Annotated in this window: 10 protein-coding genes; all 10 read left to right on the top strand. The window is 46.9% G+C overall.

Features of this window, described 5'->3' with window-relative positions:
* Window positions 1-27: 27 nt before the first annotated feature.
* The 10 genes from SIO70_RS20045 to SIO70_RS20005 all read left to right on the top strand — a co-directional run bounded on the left by SIO70_RS20045 (window position 28) and on the right by SIO70_RS20005 (window position 23,108).
* Window positions 28-378: a hypothetical protein gene (locus SIO70_RS20045; RefSeq protein ID WP_320573684.1), complete on the top strand. Its 351-nt coding sequence runs from the start codon at window positions 28-30 to the stop codon at window positions 376-378.
* Between the two features lie 91 nt (window positions 379-469).
* Complete coding sequence (kdpF, locus tag SIO70_RS33445; protein WP_044219073.1) at window positions 470-550, top strand: K(+)-transporting ATPase subunit F; 81 nt, start codon at window positions 470-472, stop codon at window positions 548-550.
* Between the two features lies 1 nt (window position 551).
* Window positions 552-2,231: a potassium-transporting ATPase subunit KdpA gene (gene kdpA / locus SIO70_RS20040; protein WP_320573682.1), complete on the top strand. Its 1,680-nt coding sequence runs from the start codon at window positions 552-554 to the stop codon at window positions 2,229-2,231.
* Window positions 2,232-2,243: 12 nt separating this feature from the next.
* Window positions 2,244-4,259, top strand: a complete 2,016-nt coding sequence (kdpB, locus tag SIO70_RS20035; RefSeq protein WP_320573680.1) for a potassium-transporting ATPase subunit KdpB — start codon at window positions 2,244-2,246, stop codon at window positions 4,257-4,259.
* An 11-nt stretch (window positions 4,260-4,270) separates the two neighbouring features.
* Window positions 4,271-4,825 (top strand): potassium-transporting ATPase subunit KdpC, encoded by a 555-nt coding sequence (gene kdpC, locus SIO70_RS20030; RefSeq protein WP_320573678.1) that lies wholly within the window; start codon window positions 4,271-4,273, stop codon window positions 4,823-4,825.
* A gap of 8 nt (window positions 4,826-4,833) precedes the next feature.
* A complete protein-coding gene (locus SIO70_RS20025; RefSeq protein ID WP_320573676.1) occupies window positions 4,834-5,427 on the top strand; it encodes an N-acetyltransferase in 594 nt (197 codons plus the stop codon).
* 40 nt (window positions 5,428-5,467) lie between these two features.
* Window positions 5,468-6,592: a sensor protein KdpD gene (locus tag SIO70_RS20020; RefSeq protein WP_320573675.1), complete on the top strand. Its 1,125-nt coding sequence runs from the start codon at window positions 5,468-5,470 to the stop codon at window positions 6,590-6,592.
* A 1-nt stretch (window position 6,593) separates the two neighbouring features.
* Window positions 6,594-8,288, top strand: coding sequence for an ATP-binding protein (locus tag SIO70_RS20015; RefSeq protein ID WP_320573673.1), 1,695 nt, complete (start codon window positions 6,594-6,596; stop codon window positions 8,286-8,288).
* A gap of 833 nt (window positions 8,289-9,121) precedes the next feature.
* Window positions 9,122-18,259, top strand: coding sequence for a hypothetical protein (locus SIO70_RS20010; protein ID WP_320573671.1), 9,138 nt, complete (start codon window positions 9,122-9,124; stop codon window positions 18,257-18,259).
* Window positions 18,168-23,108, top strand: a complete 4,941-nt coding sequence (locus SIO70_RS20005; RefSeq protein WP_320582069.1) for a gliding motility-associated C-terminal domain-containing protein — start codon at window positions 18,168-18,170, stop codon at window positions 23,106-23,108. Before SIO70_RS20010 ends, SIO70_RS20005 begins: the two co-directional genes overlap by 92 nt.
* Window positions 23,109-23,216 lie beyond the last annotated feature (108 nt).

Below are 23,216 nucleotides of genomic sequence, written 5' to 3'. Positions count from 1 at the left end.
TCACTCCCCATATAAAAATCATTTTTTATGAACCAATATGAAGCCGCTGCCGAAATCGCAGATGAAATCCCTTCCATCCAAAAAGAAATAGTCAAAGCCCCCGTATTCGGCTCTGCCTATCTCTGTATCAAAGTATTGGCTAATTATACCCTGAAAATGATCCAGGACCATGAAATCAGAGAAGTACAACACACCATGTTCCTGGCCGAAAAAATCTACAACAAAGGTAATCAGCTGGTAAAAACAGCCATCGAAAACGTATTCATCTACAGCTTCAGCGCCATGAAAATGGTTTGCTCCCGCCAGGAATGGCAGGAAATACAAAGCAAGATGCCCGTTAACATCTTCTCTGCTTATATCCAACAACTACACGCTTAAACATATGCTCACATTCATCTACCTGCTCATCTTAGCAGCCTGTTTTTACATCTTTTATAAATCTATTGACTTTTTCGAAAACATCTAAGCTATGATGACATTACTCCTGATCATATCCATCCTCGTATTCATCTACCTGGTGTATGTGCTCTTAAAACCTGAAAAATTCTAAAATGAACAGCGAAATGACAGGCGTCTTAGCCACTTTTTTAATCACCTTACTGATTGCTTTCCCCCTCGGAAAGTACATAGCCAGCGTATTCAGCGGGGCGCCGACCTTTACCGACTTTCTCCATCCTTTTGAAAGATTCCTCTACCGCATCTGCGGCATCGATCCAAATAAGGAAATGAACTGGAAACAGCACATGGTGGCTTTATTAACCATCAACCTGGTCTGGCTCATCTATGCCTTCTTCGTACTCCTGTTCCAGTCTCACCTTCCCCTCAACCCGGATGGTAATGCGAACATGACACCCGATCTGGCCTTTAATACCAGTATCAGTTTTCTCGTCAACTGTAACCTGCAGCACTATTCCGGCGAATCCGGATTGACTTACCTGACACAGCTCATCGTCATCACCTTCCTGCAATTTGTATCTGCAGCAACCGGTGTGGCAGCGGTAGCGGTGCTTTTTAAGGCGTTTGCGGGCAAAACGACTGAGAAGCTGGGTAACTTCTTCGTTTTCTTTATTAAGACGATCACGCGCCTGTTATTGCCGTTAGCCGTGATTATGGCGATCATCCTCGCCTTTAGCGGTACGCCTGCTTCCCTCGATGGTAAGGATACCATTACCACCCTGCAGGGTGATACGGTACAGGTATCCCGTGGACCAGCTGCCGGCATGATCGCGATCAAACATTTAGGTACTAACGGTGGTGGCTGGTTCGGCACTAACTCTGCCCACCCGCTGGAAAACCCCAGTTATTTCACCAATATGGTGGAAGCCATCGCGCAGTGTATACTTCCAATGGCATTGGTGTTTGCCTTTGGATTCTTCATCAATCGCCGGAAACTCGGTTATGCCATCTTCGGTGTCATGACTATTGGTATGCTCACCCTGATGATCCCCAATATGCTTTCCGAACTGGGTGGTAATCCTGCCCTTGCAAAAATCGGGTTGCATGATCACAGTGCTATGGAAGGCAAGGAAGTCCGCTTCGGCGTAGCAGCTTCTGCTTACTGGCAGGTAATGACGACCATCATCTCTACCGGTTCGGTGAACTCTATGCACGATAGTTCTATGCCGCTTTCCGGCGCCATGCAACTACTCGGTATGATGATCAACTGCTTTTATGGCGGTAAAGGTGTGGGCCTGCTCAACTACTTTATCTTCCTCATCATCGCCGTGTTTATATCCGGTCTCATGGTAGGCAGAACCCCTGAATTCATGGGGCGTAAGGTAGAAGCAAAGGAAATGAAGATCGCTGCGATCATCGCCCTCTTCCATCCATTTCTAGTACTCGTGAGTACTGCTATCGCGGCTTACTATCCACAGGCAGGATGGTTGAATAATCCCGGTCACCATGGTTTTTCAGAGATGTTGTATGAATATACTTCTGCCTCTGCCAACAATGGTTCCGGTTTTGAAGGCCTGGGTGACAATAATATCTTCTGGAATATCAGCACGGGTATGGTGATGTTGTTAGGTCGTTTCCTGCCCATCATTGGTCCGGTGGCGATCGCAGGTATCCTGGCTGGCAAGAAATACACGCCTGAATCAGCCGGTACGTTGCAAACGGATACGGCCACTTTCGGTATCATGACGTATGCTGTGATTATGATCGTAGCTGCACTGGCCTTCTTCCCGGCATTGACACTGGGACCTATTGCCGAATTCTTTCAACTTTATTAAATCGTATCTGTCATGTCTAATTATAAATTTGCCGGCGCACTGAAACAGGCTTTCGTGAAGCTGTCTCCAAAGATCATGTTCCGCAACCCGGTCATGTTCACCGTTGAGATAGGTACTGCTATTATGCTGGCTGTGACCTTATATACCTACTTTACCGGCGATCGCTCACAGGGGGCGCCCGGATATAATCTTACGGTCTTTATCATCCTGTTTTTAACCTTACTCTTTGCCAACTTTGCAGAGGCCATCGCCGAAGCAAGGGGAAAAGCGCAGGCGGAAAGTCTGCGTAAAACAAGAGAAGAAACCCCTGCCAAAAAAATACTGGCAGTCGGTGAAATCTTTATGGACGAAGTGAAAATAGTTCCTTCTTCCCAACTGCGAAAAGGCGATATCTTTATTTGTGAAGCCGGAGACATGATTCCTATGGATGGTGAGATCATTCAGGGCCTCGCCACCATAGATGAATCTGCCATCACAGGTGAATCTGCCCCGGTCATCCGCGAATCAGGCGGAGATAAAAGCTCTGTAACCGGTGGTACCAAAGTGCTGAGTGATAAAATTAAAGTGAAGGTGACGACAGATCCCGGGGAAAGTTTCCTGGACAAAATGATCGCCCTTGTTGAAGGCGCCAGCCGGCAGAAAACGCCGAATGAGATTGCCCTTACGATCCTGCTGGCTAGCTTTACACTGGTGTTCATTATTGTATGTGTGACACTGAAACCTTTTGGTGACTTCTCACATACACCGATCACCATTGCTGCATTTGTCTCTCTCTTTGTGTGCCTGATACCTACTACTATCGGTGGCTTACTAAGTGCTATTGGTATAGCAGGTATGGACCGCGCCCTGAGGGCGAATGTGATCACGAAGAGTGGTAAAGCCGTGGAAACCGCTGGTGACCTGGATACCCTCCTGCTCGATAAAACAGGGACTATCACTATCGGTAACAGGAAAGCGACTCATTTCTGGCCTGCTTTTGCTGTCGGTAAAAAAGAGTTCTTCGAAGCATGTGTATTGGCTTCTTTAGCAGATGAAACACCTGAAGGTAAATCGATCATTGAATTAGCTGCGGAGAAAGGTATCAAATCCAGCAGTTTACACGCAGACGGTGCTACTTTTATTCCTTTTACGGCCGAGACACGGTGTAGTGGTGTGAATGTAGGTCACCTGCGTATTCGTAAAGGCGCGTATGATTCAATTCGCAGGCTTGCAAATTCATTTCCTGCTGAAACAGAAGAGAAAGTAAAAGAGATCTCTTCCAATGGTGGTACGCCACTGGTGGTGAGTCAGAATGAACAGGTAATGGGTGTGATCGAATTGCAGGATATTATCAAACCCGGTATCCGTGAGCGTTTTGAACGGTTGCGCCGGATGGGTGTAAAGACGGTGATGGTGACAGGCGACAACCCACTGACGGCTAAATTCATTGCAGAGAAAGCAGGTGTAGACGACTTCATTGCCGAAGCAAAACCTGAAGATAAAATGATTTACATCCGTCGTGAACAGGAAGGTGGTAAGCTCGTAGCGATGATGGGTGATGGTACAAACGATGCGCCTGCACTGGCGCAGGCGGATGTAGGTGTGGCGATGAACAGTGGCACACAGGCGGCAAAAGAAGCGGGGAACATGGTGGACCTGGACAACGACCCAACCAAACTCATTGAGATCGTAGAGATCGGCAAACAGCTGCTCATGACCCGTGGTACATTGACTACGTTCTCTATTGCCAACGACGTGGCTAAGTATTTCGCCATAGTGCCGGCGCTGTTCGTGACAGCTATACCCGCATTACAGGGCCTGAATATTATGCACCTGAAAAGTCCGGAGAGTGCGATCCTCTCTGCTGTGATCTTCAATGCGCTTATCATACCTGCATTGATACCACTGGCACTGAAAGGGGTTGCTTATAAGCCAATTGGGGCGAGTGCCTTGTTACGCAGAAACCTGTTTATATATGGTCTGGGTGGTGTGATCATCCCCTTTATCGGTATCAAACTGATAGACCTGTTCTTATCCATCTTTATGTAAAATTTGCAATCATGAAAAAGTATCTTTTGCCTTCTATAAAACTGACGTTGATTTTAATCCTGTTGCTTGGGGTGGCCTATCCCCTGCTGATAGCTGGTGTGGCACACTTTGCGATGGGCCAGGGTAAAGGCCGCACGGTTATGGTGAATGGGAAAGTAGTAGGCTATGAAAATGTAGGCCAGAAATTTACGGAGGATAAATATTTCCAGGGTCGTCCTTCTGCCGTAGATTACAATGCAGCAGGCTCCGGTGGTTCAAACAAAGCAGCGAGCAATCCTGATTATATCAAAACGGTACAGGAGCGTATAGATACCTTTCTGGCACATAATCCCGGTACTGCAATAGCAGACATTCCAAGTGAATTAGTCACTGCTTCCGGGAGTGGTCTGGATCCTGACATCTCTCCCGCTGCGGCGGACATACAGGTGATCAGGATTGCTGCAACCCGTCATATCGACGTCAGAGTATTGCACCAGTTAATCGCCAATCATACAGATAAATCGTGGTTAGGCCCGGATAAAATTAATGTCTTAAAACTCAATATCGCGCTGGACGCGTTAAAATAATTTGCACAATGGAACACGACCGGATAATCGTCAGAAAGGCGACGCTTTCTGACATTCAGTATGCCGCTATAATTACGGATGAAATGGAAGCTTCGGCAAAAGCCAGGGGGACCGGGATAGGAAAGAGACCCGTATCTGCCATTATTGACAAGATCAGGCAGGGGAAAGCGGTGATAGCGGTGACGGCTGATAAAGTTTGGGTAGGATTTTCTTATATTGAAATATGGGGGCATGGGGAGTATGTGTCTAATTCTGGTTTGATAGTGAACCCTGCCTTTCGTAATATGGGGGTTGCTTCAAGGATTAAGAAAAGGATCTTCCGGTTATCGGGGGAACTGTATCCTGCAGCAAAGGTATTCAGTATTACGAGTGGTTTGACGATAATGAAAATGAATACCAAACTGGGATTTGAACCTGTTACATTTAGTGAGATCACGAAAGATGAGAATTTCTGGGCAGGGTGTAAGGGTTGTGTCAATTATGACATTTTACAGCAAAAGGATTTTAAACATTGTATATGTACGGCGATGTTATATACGCCGGAAGAACATGCGGGATCGCGGGCAGGCGTGCGTGCAGGGGAACAGGTGGTGGTTCAATAAAAATTTCTTTTCAGGATAACACAAAACAGTCTTTCCTTTCATGACTGAAAAAGAAAATAATGTCCAACATTTCCTCGACCTGATCCGTCAGTCCAGAAGAGGAAAATTTAAAGTCTACATCGGCATGAGTGCCGGTGTAGGCAAAACCTATCGTATGCTTACAGAGGCAAGGACCCTGCTGCGGAACGGTGTCAACATCCAGATCGCATACATCGAAACCCATAACAGGCCGGAAACCCACTCCTTACTGGAGGGGTTACCTGTCATACCCCGGCGCCAGCTATTTTACAAAGGCAAGATGCTGGACGAACTCGATATGCAGGCAGTACTGAACCTGCATCCGGAAATAGTGGTGATCGATGAACTGGCCCACTCCAACATAGAAGGTAGTAAGAACGAAAAACGCTGGCAGGATGTGATGGAGATACTGGATGCGGGTATCAATGTGATCAGCGCGGTGAATATCCAGCATATAGAAAGTCTGCAGGCTTCAGTAAAGAATATTACGGGCATCGATGTATCGGAGCGGATTCCTGACAGCGTTCTGATGCAGGCAGATGAAGTCGTCAACATTGACCTCACCGCCGATGAGCTCATCACCCGTTTACAGGAAGGGAAGATTTATACACCGGATAAGATTGCGGTAGCCATGAAGAACTTCTTCCAGCCGGAAAAGATCTTACAACTCCGTGAGCTGGCATTGAAAGAGGTAGCTTCGCAGGTGGAGCATAAAATAGAAACGGCGCTGCCCCGGACAGCACACCTGCGCAGTGAGCGGTTTCTGGCCTGCATCAGCAGCAATCATGCTATAGCCCGCAAGGTGATCCGCAAAACGGCCCGACTGGCGGCGTACTACCATAGCCGGTTTTATGTATTGTATGTACAAACGCCAAAGGAGAATATGGACAGGATCGAGCTGGCCTCCCAGCGCCACCTGATCAACAATTTCAAACTGGCGATGGAACTGGGAGGAGAAGTACTGAAAGTAAAAAGTAGTAATATTGCCAAAACGATCATGGTTACAGCCGAAGAAAAGAACATTACCACTATTTGTATGGGCAAACCTCATTTGAATGTATTGGGGATGGTGTTGAATACGGCAGTATTTTCCCAGTTGCTGGGGAAGTTGTCAGAATCGGATATTGATGTTATAATTCTGTCTTAAGATGCGCCTGAAAACGAAATTAAGTATAGGCATTGGGTTTTTATTTACGGCCATCCTGGTATCCGGATTGCTGGGTATCTTCTCTATCAACCTGATGAAGAAGGATGCACATCTTGTATTGAAAGATAACTACGAAACGCTGGTGTATAGTAATAATATGTTGCAGACCCTCGAGCAGTTTCGTACAAACCCTGCCAGTATTCAAGCCTTTGAGCAGAACCTGGCCAAACAGGAATCGAACATCACAGAACCCGGTGAAGGCGCAGCTACAGGCGCAGTAAGGGCGCTTTTTGAGCAGTTGAAAAAATCGCCATCAAATGACTCACTGCAACAATTATTAAGAGAGAAAATATACCTGATCAATACCGCCAATCAACAGGCTATCTTTACGAAGAACAATACTGCGATGTCAAATGCAAAGCGGTTTAGTAACTGGCTGGTACTTATCTTTTCTTTACTTTCATTGGTTGCATTTACACTGGCGGTGAACTTCCCGGGTATTATCAGTGAGCCTATCAATGCATTGTCAGAAGGGATCAAATCTATTGTGAATAAAGACTATTCCCGCAGGATACACCTGAATCAGCATGATGAATTCGGAGAGCTGGCACAGGCATTCAATACGATGGCGGAAAAGCTGAATGAATATGAACATAGTAATCTCGCTAAAATTAAATTTGAGAAATCCCGTATTGATACCATCATTAACCAGATGAATGATGGCATTATCGGGATTGATGATACCCGGCATATTCTATTTGCAAATCGTGTAGCAGAGAAGTTGTTAGGGTTGAAAGAGATGGAGATAGCTGGTAAATATGCACCGGATGTGGCGTTGCAGAATGACCTGATGCGTAGTTTATTGCAGGAGAATAATAAGGAGAAGGAATTGAAGATCTTTGCGGATAACAAAGAGAGTTATTTTCATCTTGATGTGATCAATGTAGATAATAATGAGCGGGTGATCGGGCAGGTGATAGTGTTAAGGAATATCACGCCATTTCATGAGTTGAATGAGGCAAAGACGAACTTTATCGCGACCATTTCCCATGAGTTAAAGACACCTATTGCCAGTATAAAAATGAGTGCGCAGTTATTGGCGGATCATCGGGTGGGTTCGGTAAATAAAGAGCAGGATGAGTTGATCCGGAGTATTACAGATGATTCAGACAGGTTGTTAAAGATCACCAGTGAGTTGCTGAATATGAGCCAGGTAGAAACGGGGCATATACAATTGAAGATAGCGCCAGTGAGTCCGGGGATTATTATTGAAAATGCGACGAGTACCGTAAGTTTTTTAGCACAGCAGAAGAATATCAGGGTACGGGTGGAAGAGGCGGCTACTCCATGTAAGATGCTGACGGATCCGGAGAAGACGGCCTGGGTGTTGACGAATTTTTTGACGAATGCGGTGAAGTATTCACCGGAGGATGATGAAATTGTGTTGACTACTGCGATTCATCATAATAATATTTCTTTTACGGTGGAGGATCATGGGAGGGGGATAGATGAGAAGTATCTGCCGAAGATATTTGACAGGTATTTTAAGGTGCCTGGTACGCCAGAGAAAGCAGGGACTGGGCTGGGGTTGTCGATATCGAGAGAGTTTATAGAGGCACAGGGTGGGAAGATCTGGGTGGATAGCAGGCTGGGAGAAGGAGCGACGTTTGGGTTTAGTTTGCCGGTGGTGGTGTAAGAGCTTTCATAATAAAAAAACTGGATATATCAAAAAAAATAAATGAACCTCCTTAGAACCGCATACATGGAAACCGGGCTCCATCAGGTATCCGAGTGAAAAGAGCGTGTATCTTACTTTTGATACACGCTCTTTCTTTATTTAAGGAGCTTGAGTTCTAAAAAGTATGTTGTTTTGTTCTGTCACATAATTAAAACGTTAGCCATTTGTACTTGGTTTAACTTACCAAATTACCGCAAGAATAAATGTCCAGGACCTAACGTACAAGCATAAATAATCAGCCCATAATTATAATTACGCGTAAGCATAGTAGTTAACCCTTTATTTGTTCTACGCTTAGATTTTCATCTTTACATTCCTGCTCTATTACTTATAGTTTACGACTTCAGACATTACTTATAAAAGAAGCATCATGCTGCATATTAAGCACAATCTATTTGACAGCTTATATACCATTCACAGGGCGATTGTAGCATCTATATTAAAACAATATTAAAATTTCTGTTTGCAATCTGGGTTAAAAAGCTTGCATTATCCATTATAATATGTTTTAATAACTATCAATCAATTGATTTAAAAATTCAAATATTAAATTTAGATAAAAGTTAAATGAATCTTAAATTAAAATTTAAATATATCTATATTTGCACTCATACCTTCGACTGAACCAACATTAAATAACATGATATATGCCTTATTCCCTTCAAGGAAGTATTAGAGATCTTTTTTGGAATTGGATCTCATAGCTCTCTTGTCGTAGCACAAAATTCCATCTTATAACAGTACAACTGCCTAGAACAATGATAAGATCAACTATTTTCATAATTAGTTGTATGTGCCTTCTATTGGGTACAGCGAGGGGCCAAACCTGGTATCTTAATATGCCGGATACGGTTTGTATGTCTACTAATAATAGCACTGCTGACCAGCTCAAGTTTACCAGCATGAATGTGCAGCTGGCAAGCGGTAATGCTTCTAAAGCCAACTGGACAATTACGACACCCAATGGCACCAATGCAGATTATAACATCCTGTATTCTGAAAGAACATCCTCCATTAAGGATACCCTCCTGAACCAAACGAACCTGCTGACATTGCAGTTCCTCGTACCCGGTAAGTATACCTTTAAAGTTGCGATGACCTATGCGACCACAAGTGGTGGTAAAACTGTTTACTCTACGGTTACTAAAACACAAAGTATTGTTGTCGTTAATTGTACCATCTCGACCTGTAGTGGTGGTGATGCTGAAATGCCTGGTTTCACAGAAAACTTCGGTACAATGCCTGCGAATACTACCCGTATGGCCTACTCCCCCAGTTCTGCTATCACTTATACATATCAACCAACTGGTGAATTGGCAGATAATTATTATGCTATTTCTAATACAACTCACCTGAGAAATAACTTCGCCACATCTGGAGATCACACTGGTACAGCTCGGGGAGCCATGTTGGTGGCTAATTCCAGTTATACGAAATCTATATTTTTCCAGAAACAGGTAGATGGACTTTGCCGCGGTTCGGTGTATAATTTTAGTGCCTGGTTCATAAATACGGATAGCTCCTATGTAATGACTACTGACTGTAAAAGTGGTTTTATATATGCGGGAGTGACTTTCCAAATCCTGAATGCGGCCAATACAAGTCAGGTATTAGCCAGCTTCAAAACTTATGCTGTTTCTCCCAACCTGGCGAAACCAACCTGGGAAAGATTTGGAGGATCATTCACTGTACCTTCCGGTGTGAGTAGTGTAATTGTTCAAATCGTCAACAACTTCCCCGGTGGTTGTGGTAATGATATCGCGGTGGATGATATTCAACTTTCGTATTGTAGTCCGATTATTAATGCCTCCGTCTCCGGAGCGGCGAGCAACCTGAAAGAAGTATTGTGTGAGGGCGTTCCTATGACCCTCGTTTCTTCATATACACCTACCAGCTATTTTACCAGCCCTGCTTACCAGTGGGAAATGTCTGACGATGGTGGTATAACCTGGTTCAATGTGCCTTATGGTACTGCTAACAAAGACACGTTAGTTATTCAAAGTGGTGAATTGAAAGGTACGAAAGACGTGGCGGCAGATTACCTGTTCCGTGTCCGCATCTTTGAAGCAGGAAGTTCTTCGGCCACTTGTGCCGCCCCGTCAACATCGGTCAAGATCACGATACTGCCGATGCCAGTGCTCAACGTAACCAAATCACAGGTCTGTGTTGGAGGCACCGTTGACCTCCAGGCATCCGGTGGATATGACTACTTTAAATGGAGTGATACCAGCTACATCGGTCCTGATCGACAGATCACTGTGTTAAGTGATACAACCATCAAAGTATTTGGTTATGTCACTTATGGTATTGATGGAGGTAAAACGTGCGTGGATTCAAATAGTACTTCTATTAAAAAAGATGATAAGCCAATTGTGGAGATCGCCGCGTCTGACACTTCGCTGTGTCTCGGTAGCAGGGTAACCCTGAGAATAGCTGATGCACTCGATCCTGCCGGTAATCCTAATAAGAGTATCAGATGGTACAGAGGTACCAGTGTGGCTACAGGTCAGCTGCTGACTGATTATAATGATCAGACAGCCATGCTCAACTATACGACTGAGACACTTGCGGATACGTCGTTCTTTGTGGTCGTCGTAAATAATACGTGTACGGTTACTTCGGCACCGTTTAAACTAAAAATAACGCAGGTACCAGCGCCTCCCGCTGGTACGCATGTCACGCATTGTGTGGAAGATGGTACGAGCGATAACAACTCTTTCACTATGACCCGTTCTGCGATTGCCGGAACCAGGGGTACATGGACCGTAACCGGTATCACCGGTCCGGGTCTGTCTGGCGACACCAGTTCTACCATCGATTTCTCTAATTATGTGACTTTCACTACCAGCAGAAACAGTCCAACTTCAGTGATTACACTGAACAATCCGGGTATCACTGTTTACCTGCAGTGGACAGTGACTGCTACCGACAATACTGATTGTGTGGGCTATGCTTATGATACCCTCACACTGACCACTGGTGCTACCAGAGCTTATGCTGGTCCTGATACCACGCTTTGTGCTACTAATAACGTATTCACCATGCAGGCAAACGAACCAAACGTAGCCCTGACAGGTGATTTTGCAGAAACCGGTACATGGTCTCTCCTTGGCGCTTCTACTGGTGTAACCATCGATGATATTCACGCTTATAATACTACCTTAAGTATTACGAGCGGTTCTTATCAGGATATACAGCTGGCATGGACGATCAATAATGCATCTAACTGTGGTAACAATACTGATACCGTAGTGCTGCATTATACGCCGCTGCCAACCATGATACTTAAACCAGATACCGTTTGCAACACGCAGGGGTACTTCACGATGGATACTGTAGCTACTTCAGGTACGCCAACTTACTATAGCGTAACCGGTACTATGCCTGGTTTCACTGCGGTACCTGAAACGCAGATCTCTTACTGGCCAATCACTTTGGCTATTCCAACAGGTGTAGCAAATGGTGTTTATACATTTACGGTTAACTTCAGAAGTAATAATGGTGGTTGTACCAACTCAACCACTATCGATGTAAATGTTGAAACACCGCCAACCGCTCCAACCAGTGTAACTGTAAGTGCACCTTCTATCTGTACAAGTGGTTCTGCTACCCTGACAGTTGTAGGCGGCACCCTGGGTACTAACGCCAATGGTACTACCGCAGGCCAATATGTATGGTATGCAGGTGGTTGTGGTTCCGGTACTTCAATCGGTACTGGTTCTTCTATCACTGTGAGCGTGTCTGCAACGACTACATATTATGTAAGGGTAGAAAGTAATGGTAAATGTGGTACTACCGCCTGTGCAAGCGGTACTGTCACTGTTTATACTGCACCGACTACTTCCAATGCCGGTCCTGCACAGACACATTGTAATGATTCCCTGTTCACCATGGCGGCTAACTCCGCTTCGGTAGGTGCAGGTGAATGGACTTACACTGGTACTGCAACTATTACAAATACTTCCAGTCCCACTACTACAGTATTCGTACCTGCAGGTAAGACTGCAACGCTGACCTGGACTATTACCAACGGCGCCTGTACCACTTCTTCTACTGTATTACTGACTAACTATATGCAACCGGTAACAGCGAATGCTGGTCCGGATTCTATTATGCAGTGTGCGAACAGCACATTCACCATGCAGGCTACGGCAGCTTCTCCTGCTACCGCAACCGGTACCTGGTCCACCTTCACAGGTAGCAAAGCCACCATCACTACAGGCATGTTCAACAATCCTGCAGCTACGGTGACCCTGGCAGCTGGTGATACCGCTACACTGATATGGACAGTGACCAACGGTACCTGTTCTTCTACCGATTATGTAAAACTGATCAACTACGCTACTCCTTCTACTGCCAATGCAGGCCCTGATACTGTGAAGCAGTGTGCGACTCCTTCCTTTACCATGGCGGCGACTACGCCAACCATCGGTACTGGTATGTGGTCTGTAAAGAGTGGTACTGCTACTATCGGTACTGCTGATAGCAGCAACGTAAATGCTGTGATCACCGTAGCGACTGGTTCTACTGCTACCCTGTACTGGACCGTGACGAATGGTACCTGTTCTTCTAAAGACAGTATTGTATTAGTGAACTACGCTATGCCAACTACTGCCAATGCAGGTCCGGATTCCATTGTACAGTGTAATAATGCTTCTTTCACCATGCTGGCTACAGCAGCAGCTCCGGCTACAGCAGTAGGTACATGGTCTGCATTTACAGGCAGCAAGGCCACCATCACTACAGGCATGTTCAACAATCCTGCAGCTACGGTGACCCTGGCAGCCGGCGATACTGCTACTTTAATATGGACTGTCACAAATGGTGTTTGTTCCAGCACTGATTATGTCTTCCTGAAGAACTACCAGGCGCCTTCTACAGCGCAGGCAGGCCCGGATTCCATCAAGCAGTGTGCGAACGGTACCTTTACGATGTCAGCTACTGCAGCTAGCGTAGGTGTTGGCACCTGGACTGTATCCAAAGCTACTGCTACTATCACTAATCCAAACAGTACGACCGCTACGATCACAGTTCCAGTTGGCGACAGCGTAATGGCTTACTGGACAATCGTGAATGGTACATGTTCTACCGTGGATAGCATAAAACTGGTGAACTATGTGAAACCAACAGATGCAGATGCAGGTCCTGACCAGCACCAGTGTAACACTGCGACCTTCACCATGGCAGCCAATGCACCATCTGTATCTACAGCTTCCGGTACATGGTCTAAGCCAGCCGGTTCTACCGCAACGATCGCAAGTATCAACAGCCCAACCACGACTGTGACCATCCCTGTGGGTGACAGCAGCATGTTGTTCTGGACGATTACAAATGGTGTATGTGCGGATGTAGACACCGTATGGATTGTAAATAATAATCCTCCTGCTAATGCAGATGCGGGTGTAGACACTATCAAACATTGTAACGACGATGCCTTTACAATGACAGCAAATATACCTTCTGTCGCTGGTGCTACCGGTTACTGGAGTGCTGTATCTCCTGCTTCTTATACTATCTCAGCTGCACAGCTGAATGATCCGAACACGACCTTCACGGTAACTGCCGGTCAGACTGTGGTACTGAAATGGACGATTACTAATATCGGTTGTACATCTTCAGACAATATCGTTCTGATCAACTATGTACAGCCAACCGCAACTTCAGCAGGTACTGCACAGACTCATTGTTCTGACAGTCTGTTTACGCTTGCGGGTTCTACACCAATGACCGGTGCAACCGGTTACTGGTATGTACGCAGTGGTATTGCCACTGTGACTACACCAACCAGCGCTACTTCAACTGTTATTGTTCCAGCTGGTCAGACCGCCTTATTACGTTGGGTAATTACCAACGGTGTCTGCGCTGACTCTGCATCAGTAACAATTACCAACTATATGCAACCGGTAGCAGCGAACGCCGGTCCGGATTCTATTATGCAGTGTGCGAACAGCACATTCACCATGCAGGCTACGGCAGCTTCTCCTGCTACCGCAACCGGTACCTGGTCCACCTTCACAGGCAGCAAAGCCACCATCACTACAGGCATGTTCAACAATCCTGCAGCTACGGTGACCTTAGCAGCTGGTGATACCGCTACCTTGATATGGACAGTGACCAACGGTACCTGTTCTTCTACCGATTATGTAAAACTGATCAACTACGCTACACCGACTACTGCCAATGCAGGCCCGGATACTGTGAAGCAGTGTGCGACTCCTTCCTTTACCATGGCGGCGACTACGCCAACCATCGGTACTGGTATGTGGTCTGTAAAGAGCGGTACTGCTACTATCGGTACTGCTGATAGCAGCAACGTAAATGCTGTGATCACGGTAGCGACTGGTTCTACTGCCACCCTGTACTGGACCGTGACGAATGGTACCTGTTCTTCTAAAGACAGTATTGTATTAGTGAACTACGCTATGCCAACTACTGCCAATGCAGGTCCGGATTCCATTGTACAGTGTAATAACGCTTCTTTCACCATGCTGGCTACAGCAGCAGCTCCTGCTACAGCAGTAGGTACATGGTCAGCATTTACAGGCAGCAAGGCCACCATCACTACAGGCATGTTTAACAATCCTGCAGCTACGGTGACCCTGGCAGCCGGCGATACTGCTACTTTAATATGGACTGTCACAAATGGTGTTTGTTCCAGCACTGATTATGTTTTCCTGAAGAACTACCAGGCGCCTTCTACAGCGCAGGCAGGCCCGGATTCCATCAAGCAGTGTGCGAACGGTACCTTTACGATGTCAGCTACTGCGGCTAGCGTAGGTGTTGGCACCTGGACTGTATCCAGTGCAACTGCTACTATCACTAATCCAAACAGTACAACCGCTACGATCACAGTTCCTGTAGGCGACAGCGTAATGGCTTACTGGACAATCGTGAATGGTACATGTTCTACCGTGGATAGCATAAAACTGGTCAACTATGTGAAACCAGCTGATGCAGATGCAGGTCCTGATCAACACCAGTGTAACACTGCGACCTTCACCATGGCGGCCAATGCACCATCTGTATCTACAGCTTCCGGTACATGGTCTAAGCCAGCCGGTTCTACCGCAACGATCGCAAGTATCAACAGCCCAACCACGACTGTGACCATCCCTGTGGGTGACAGCAGCATGTTGTTCTGGACGATTACAAATGGTGTATGTGCGGATGTAGACACCGTATGGATCGTAAATAACCTGTCACCCACCGCTGCGAATGCCGGTCCGGACACTATTAAGCAGTGTAACAACGCTACTTTTACAATGTCCGCGAACTCACCGTCAGTATCTGGAGCATGGGGTACCTGGACAGTGGTTTCTCCATCTACTTATACCATTTCTGCTGCTCAGCTGAACGACCCGACTGCTACCTTCAGCGTAACTGCCGGTCAGACTGTGGTACTGAAATGGACGATTACTAATATCGGTTGTACATCTTCAGACAATATCGTTCTGATCAACTATGTACAGCCAACCGCAACTTCAGCAGGTATTGCACAGACTCATTGTTCTGACAGTCTGTTTACGCTTGCGGGTTCTACACCAATGACCGGTGCAACCGGTTACTGGTATGTACGCAGTGGTACTGCCACGGTGACTACACCAACCAGCGCTACTTCAACTGTTATTGTTCCAGCTGGTCAGACCGCCTTATTACGTTGGGTAATTACCAACGGTGTCTGCGCTGACTCTGCATCAGTAACAATTACCAACTATATGCAACCGGTAGCAGCGAACGCCGGTCCGGATTCTATTATGCAGTGTGCGAACAGCACATTCACCATGCAGGCTACGGCAGCTTCTCCTGCTACCGCAACCGGTACCTGGTCCACCTTCACAGGTAGCAAAGCCACCATCACTACAGGCATGTTCAACAATCCTGCAGCTACGGTGACCCTGGCAGCTGGTGATACTGCTACATTGATATGGACGGTGACCAACGGTCTTTGTTCTTCTATCGACTACGTAAAACTGATCAATTACGCTACACCATCAACTGCGAATGCCGGTCCTGACACTATTAAACAGTGTATGACTCCTGCCTTCACCATGTCAGCAACAACCCCAACCATCGGTACGGGTAAGTGGTCTGTGAAGAGCGGTACCCCTGTCATTGCAGCTGCCGATAGCAGCAATGTAAATGCTGTGATCACCGTAGCGAACAATACCACTGCGATCCTGTACTGGACAGTGACCAACGGTATATGTTCTAATAAAGACAGTATTGTATTAATTAACTACCAGAGCCCAGATCCTGCTAATGCCGGTCCGGATTCAATCGTACAGTGTAACAACGCTTCCTTCACCATGCAGGCTACAGCAGCAGCTCCGGCTACAGCAGTAGGTACATGGTCAGCATTTACAGGCAGCAAAGCCACCATCACTACAGGCATGTTCAACAATCCTGCAGCTACGGTGACCCTGGCAGCCGGCGATACTGCTACTTTAATATGGACTGTCACAAATGGTGTTTGTTCCAGCACTGATTATGTTTTCCTGAAGAACTACCAGGCGCCTTCTACAGCGCAGGCAGGCCCGGATTCCATCAAGCAGTGTGCAAACGGTACCTTTACGATGTCAGCTACTGCGGCTAGCGTAGGTGTTGGCACCTGGACTGTATCCAAAGCTACTGCTACTATCATCAATCCAAACAGCACAACCGCTACGATCACAGTTCCAGTTGGCGACAGCGTAATGGCTTACTGGACAATCGTGAATGGTACATGTTCTACCGTGGATAGCATAAAACTGGTGAACTATGTGAAACCAGCTGATGCAGATGCAGGTCCTGACCAGCACCAGTGTAACACTGCGACCTTCACCATGGCGGCCAATGCACCATCTGTATCTACAGCTTCCGGTATATGGTCTAAGCCAGCCGGTTCTACCGCAACGATCGCAAGTATCAATAGCCCAACCACGACTGTGACCATCCCTGTGGGTGACAGCAGCATGTTGTTCTGGACGATTACAAATGGTGTATGTGCGGATGTAGACACCGTATGGATTGTAAATAATAATCCTCCTGCTAATGCAGATGCGGGTGTAGACACTATCAAACATTGTAACGACGATGCCTTTACAATGACAGCAAATATACCTTCTGTCGCTGGTGCTACCGGTTACTGGAGTGCTGTATCTCCTGCTTCTTATACTATCTCAGCTGCACAGCTGAATGATCCGAACACGACCTTCACGGTAACTGCCGGTTCTACGGTAGTACTGAGCTGGACCATCACCAACCTGGGTTGTACCACTTCTGACAACATTGTGCTGATCAATTACGAACAGCCAACTGCAGTAAGTGCGGGTACTAACCAGACCAAGTGTGCGGGTTCTGCCTTTGTACTGGCCGGTTCTACACCAAACGTAACAGGTGCTATCGGTACATGGTATGTTCGCAGCGGTATCGCTACTATCGCTACCGGCGAAGAGCACCTGCCAGCTGCTAATATAACGCTGCCAAATGATGCCTCTGCTGAATTACACTGGGTTGTAACAAATGGTGTGTGCGCTGATTCAGCGGCTGTGATACTGACTAACTACCTGACTCCTGTTAAAGCTGATGCAGGTACGGACTTGGTGAAACATTGTTCTGACAGTGCTTTCGTGATGAGTGCAAACGTACCTGATGTAACAGGTGCTATCGGAGAATGGACATTCGTAGGTACTACTACCGCGGTAGCAAGTGATCCGAACGATCCGAATGCTACCATCTTTGTTCCTGCAGGCGATAGCGTACTCGCTATCTGGTCAATCGGTAACGGTACATGTTCTACCAGCGACAGTGAAACTGGTGAACTATATGTCACCAACCGCTGCCGCCGTACCAGCAGATATGCAACAGTGTATGACCACTACCTTCCCTGTAACGGCGAATGCTCCGGATGTTCCGGGTGCCATCGGTTATTGGACGGTAGTGAAGGGTAATGCTACCTTCCCGGCTGCTGACCTTAATAATAACAGTACTACTTTCACTGTACCAAATGGTGATAGTGCATACATCTCCTGGACACTGACCAACGGTATCTGTTACAGTGCCGATACAATTAAACTGTACAACTATCAGCAGCCAGCGCAGGCAGATGCCGGTGCTGACTCCCTGGTACAGTGTAATAACACTACATTCACTATGGCAGCGACCGCACCAAACCTGGCAACAGCAGTAGGTAAATGGTCTCTGTACCCAGGTAGTGCCGCAAGCTTTAACGCGACCGACTCTACTAATATCAATGCCGTATTCACCCTGCCTGCAGGCGATACCGCAACCGCAATCTGGACAGTGACCAACGGTGTCTGCTCCAGCTACGATATGATCCTGTTGAAGAATTACGAAGCGCCAGCCCAGGCAGACGCGGGTCCTGATTCTCTGAAACATTGTAACGATGCCGTATTCACCATGAGTGCAACTGCACCATCACTGACTACCGCTACCGGTACATGGACCGTATCTACACCAATTGCTACTATCACGAATGCAAACAGCATTACCGCTACTATCAACGTACCTGCGGGTGACAGTGTAATGGCTTACTGGACAATCACAAATGGTAATTGTTCTACAGTAGACAGCATTAAACTGGTAAACTATCAGCAACCAACAGCAGCTGCTGCAGGTACCGATACCCACCAGTGTGCGACCAGCACCTTCACCCTGGCAGCTAATACACCTGATGTAGCCGGTGCCGTAGGAACCTGGACATTACCAACCGGTTCTACTGCTACTATCGCTACAGCGGATGTGCACAATCCAAATGCTGCCATCAGCGTACCGGAAGGTGATAGCGTAATTGCTACCTGGACCATCTCCAACGGTGTATGTACTTCCAGCAGCACAGTGAAACTGGTAAATGATAAGATGCCGGATGTGGCAAATGCCGGTTCTGCACAGACGCATTGTTCTGACAGTGCCTTCGTCATGACTGCCAACACTGCTACCATTGGTACCGGTACCTGGTCATTCTACACAGGTTCTGCCGCTACGATCGCAACGGCTGATCTGAATAATCCGACAGCTAAGATATTTGTACCAGCAGGTGATACTGCCACTGCAATCTGGACAATTACTAACAATTCCTGCGCAACCAGCAGCACTGTCTTCCTGAAGAACGACATGATGCCGGAAGCTGCAAATGCCGGAGCTAACCAGACTCATTGTAATGACTCTGCCTTTATAATGACTGCTACGCCAGGCGCCATCGCTACTTCTAAAGGTACATGGACTGTAATCAGTGGTACTGCAACCATCGCAGCTGCTGATCTGAACAATCCGACTGCCAAAGTAATAGTGCTGGTAAATACAACGGCTGTTCTCCAATGGACCCTGAGCAATGGTACATGTACTGGTTCACCAGCTACTGTAACACTGACTAACCTGGGACCAGTAATGGGCAATACGATCTCCGCTGATCAGACAGTGTGTGCTTCTGAAACACCTGCTCAGCTGAAAGGAACGACTACCCTGAGTGGTGGCGACGGTACCTTCACTTATCAGTGGCAGATCAGCACGACCAGTGCAACCACCGGGTTCTCTAACGTGACTACAGGTACAGGCGGTACTTCTGCTTCCTATACCCCAGGTACACTTACCGCTGATACCGTATGGTTCAGACGAATTGTGACCTCCGGCGCTTGTAGCACCACCATCAGCAATGTGGTGAAGATCAGAAGGATCACTACACCTCCGGTAGTAGTATCTGTACCAGCTGCTATCACTACTGATTGTGTACTGGGTAAAGATTACACTACGCTGTTCGGTACACCAGTGTTCAGCCACCAGCCTTTCACTAACGAGGCGCTGACTGTGACTTACACTGATAATACGCAGACACCGGATGCTTGTACGACTATCATCAGACGTACCTGGACAGCCGTAGACCGTTGTGGTCTCACAACTTCAGCCCAGCAGACCATCACTGTGACCGATACCAAAGCTCCTGTGTTCACTTCCACAGCACCTGCTGATGTGACCGTAGAGTGTGATCAGGTGCCAGCTGCTGTAAACCTCACAGCAAACGATGCTTGTTTAGGTACCCTGACCATCGCGCCAATTGAAACAAGAATAGACATCGCAGGTCAGTGTACCAGCAATTACTACCTGATCCGTAAATGGGTAGCGGTTGATAATTGTGGTAACGCCAGCGATACCCTGAAACAGACCATCACGGTAAGAGACCAGACTGGCCCTGTGTTCACCATAACTGTTCCTGCTAACGTTACTGTAGATTGTGATAAGGTACCAACAGCTGCCACGCTGACGGCTACTGACAACTGTACACCTGGTACTATCACTGTAACTCCAGTGGATACCAGGCAGTCAATCTCTGGCAGCACATGCAGCAACACTTACCAGATCACACGTACCTGGACTGCAACCGATAATTGTGGTAACAGCACTGTTCTGAAACAGATCATCACCGTTCAGGATACGACCAGACCAGCGTTCTCAATGACCCTGGTGTCTGATACGACTGTGAATTGTGATGCTGTACCTGCATTGCCAACGATCACAGCTACTGACAACTGTTCTGCAAGTGTGAAAGTATCTGTATCCCAGACGAAGGTGTTCCTGAGCACTACATGCTCTAACAACTACCGCCTGACCCGTACCTGGACCGCTTCTGATGATTGTGGTAACACTGCCACCATGAAACAGGTGATCACCGTTCAGGATACTACTAAACCAACATTCACCATCACACCGCCAGGCGATACTACAGTAAGTTGTAGTGCAGTGCCAACACCGCCAGGCAACCTGTCAGCTACTGACAACTGTAGTGCAACCAGCAATGTGAAGATCAGCTACTCCCAGACCCGTCAGTCTATCACCGGTGCTTGTGCAAGCAACTACCAGCTGATCAGGACATGGGTAGCGAAAGATGAATGTGGTAATACCAACACTGTTCGTCAGGTAATCACAGTTGTAGATACCACCAAACCAGTGATCGATCCGGCTCCGGCTGCTGTTACTGTCACTTGTGGAGGTACCATACCAGCTGCTGCTACCCTGTACGCAACTGATAACTGCGATGGCAACTTCCCTAAGAAAGCAACCATGACCACCGATCCATATACTGTGGATGCTTGTAACGGTTACACCATCACCAGAAGATGGAATGTATCTGATGCATGTGGTAATGCCGCGATCGAAAGAGTACAGATCATTACTGTAGAAGCATGTCCTAAACCACAACTGGACGCTACACTGCCAGTGAACTGTTCTGACAATACGAAGTTTGCATTGCAACTGCTGACCAAAGTAAACAAACCAACATTTACACTGCAGAGCGTATATCCTGCAGGTACCGTAACCACACCGAAGAGTCAGACCAGCAATGTGTTCGACCTGAATGGTGCAACACAGGCTACTTTCATCGTAACTGATGGCGTAACCGGTTGCGTATCTGATCCGGTAACTTACACCCTGCAATATGTACAGAAACCAACTGTCAACCTGGGTAACGATACTGCGATCTGCGAAGGTAACTCAGTCACCCTGGATGCCGGTGCAGCAAATGCAAGCGCAGGCTACACGATCAAGTGGAATACTGGAGCGACTACCCAACAGATCACCGTATCTGCTGCCGGTACTTACTACGCAACTGTAACCAACAATGGTTGTTCCGCTACAGACTCTGTGAAGGTAACGGTGAATAAACCACCAACAGTCGAAATCCGCGATACCACTATCTGTGATGGTATGACAGTAAAACTGAATGCCTATGTACAGGGTGCTTCTTACACATGGAGCACTGGTGATACCGGACCATCTATCACGGTAAGTACCGCAGGTACTTATACTGTAGATGTATCACTGAAGGGTTGTACTGTAACCGACCAGGCAACTGTAACAGTGGCTACTGCACCAAACGTGACCCTGACACCTGATACGTCTGTATGTCCTGATCAGACAGTGATCTTACAGGTTGAGCCAGATGGCGGCAGTGTGAAATGGTCTGATGGATCGCTGACAAACTCTATCATCGTATCTAAGCCTGGTGACTACTGGGTGACTGTAACGAAGAATAGTTGTGTAGTGACCGATACTGTGACCGTTACCAACAAGGCAAACATCAGCTTAGACCTCGGTCCTGACAAGGATATCTGTGCCGGTGGCCTGGTAGTTCTGGATGCGACTAACGCGAGTGCGATCTCTTACCTCTGGAATGATGGTACGACCGATCCGATCAAGGAAGTAAGCACACCGGGTATCTACACTGTAACAGTACTTGACAAATATTGTAATCTGACTTCTTCAGATAGTGTAAAAGTAACAGTGGCTGGTCTCGGAGATATTTCTCTGGGCAATGATACCACTATCTGTATCGGTCAGACCCTGACCCTGAGTGTAGATGCCGGCACCGGCAACAGCATCAGATGGCAGGATGGCGCTACAACGGCAACGTATGTAGTGACAGCGACCGGGTACTATAAAGTGACTGTTTACAATGATTGTGGCTCTGTGACCGACGACATCACAGTTAATTACAAACAATGTGAAGATACTCCAACCTTCCCGAATGCGTTCACACCGAACGGCGATGGTAAAAACGATACTTTCAAACCGCACATAACCGGCCCGATGTACGACTATAATCTAAGCATTTATAATCGTTGGGGGGAATTGATCTTCCAGAGTAAAGAGGCATCGAAAGGATGGGATGGTCGTTATAAAGATGTCTTAGTAGATGAAGGAACTTATGTTTGGTTATTAACCTATCAGAAGAGTGCGGGTGGGACTAAACTACTGAGCAAGGGTGTGGTCAATGTTATAAAATAAAATTCTTAGTCATCAAACCGCAGACACTCCTGGATTTCCAGGGAGTCTTTTTCTAAAGCATAGGGGATACCCCCGATCTTTTCAGATTGGGGGCATTTTAAGGACTGA

This window comes from Chitinophaga sancti (assembly GCF_034087045.1).
In the GTDB taxonomy this organism is placed as follows: Bacteria; Bacteroidota; Bacteroidia; order Chitinophagales; family Chitinophagaceae; genus Chitinophaga; species Chitinophaga sancti_B.
This window is presented reverse-complemented; position numbering and strand designations above follow the sequence as displayed.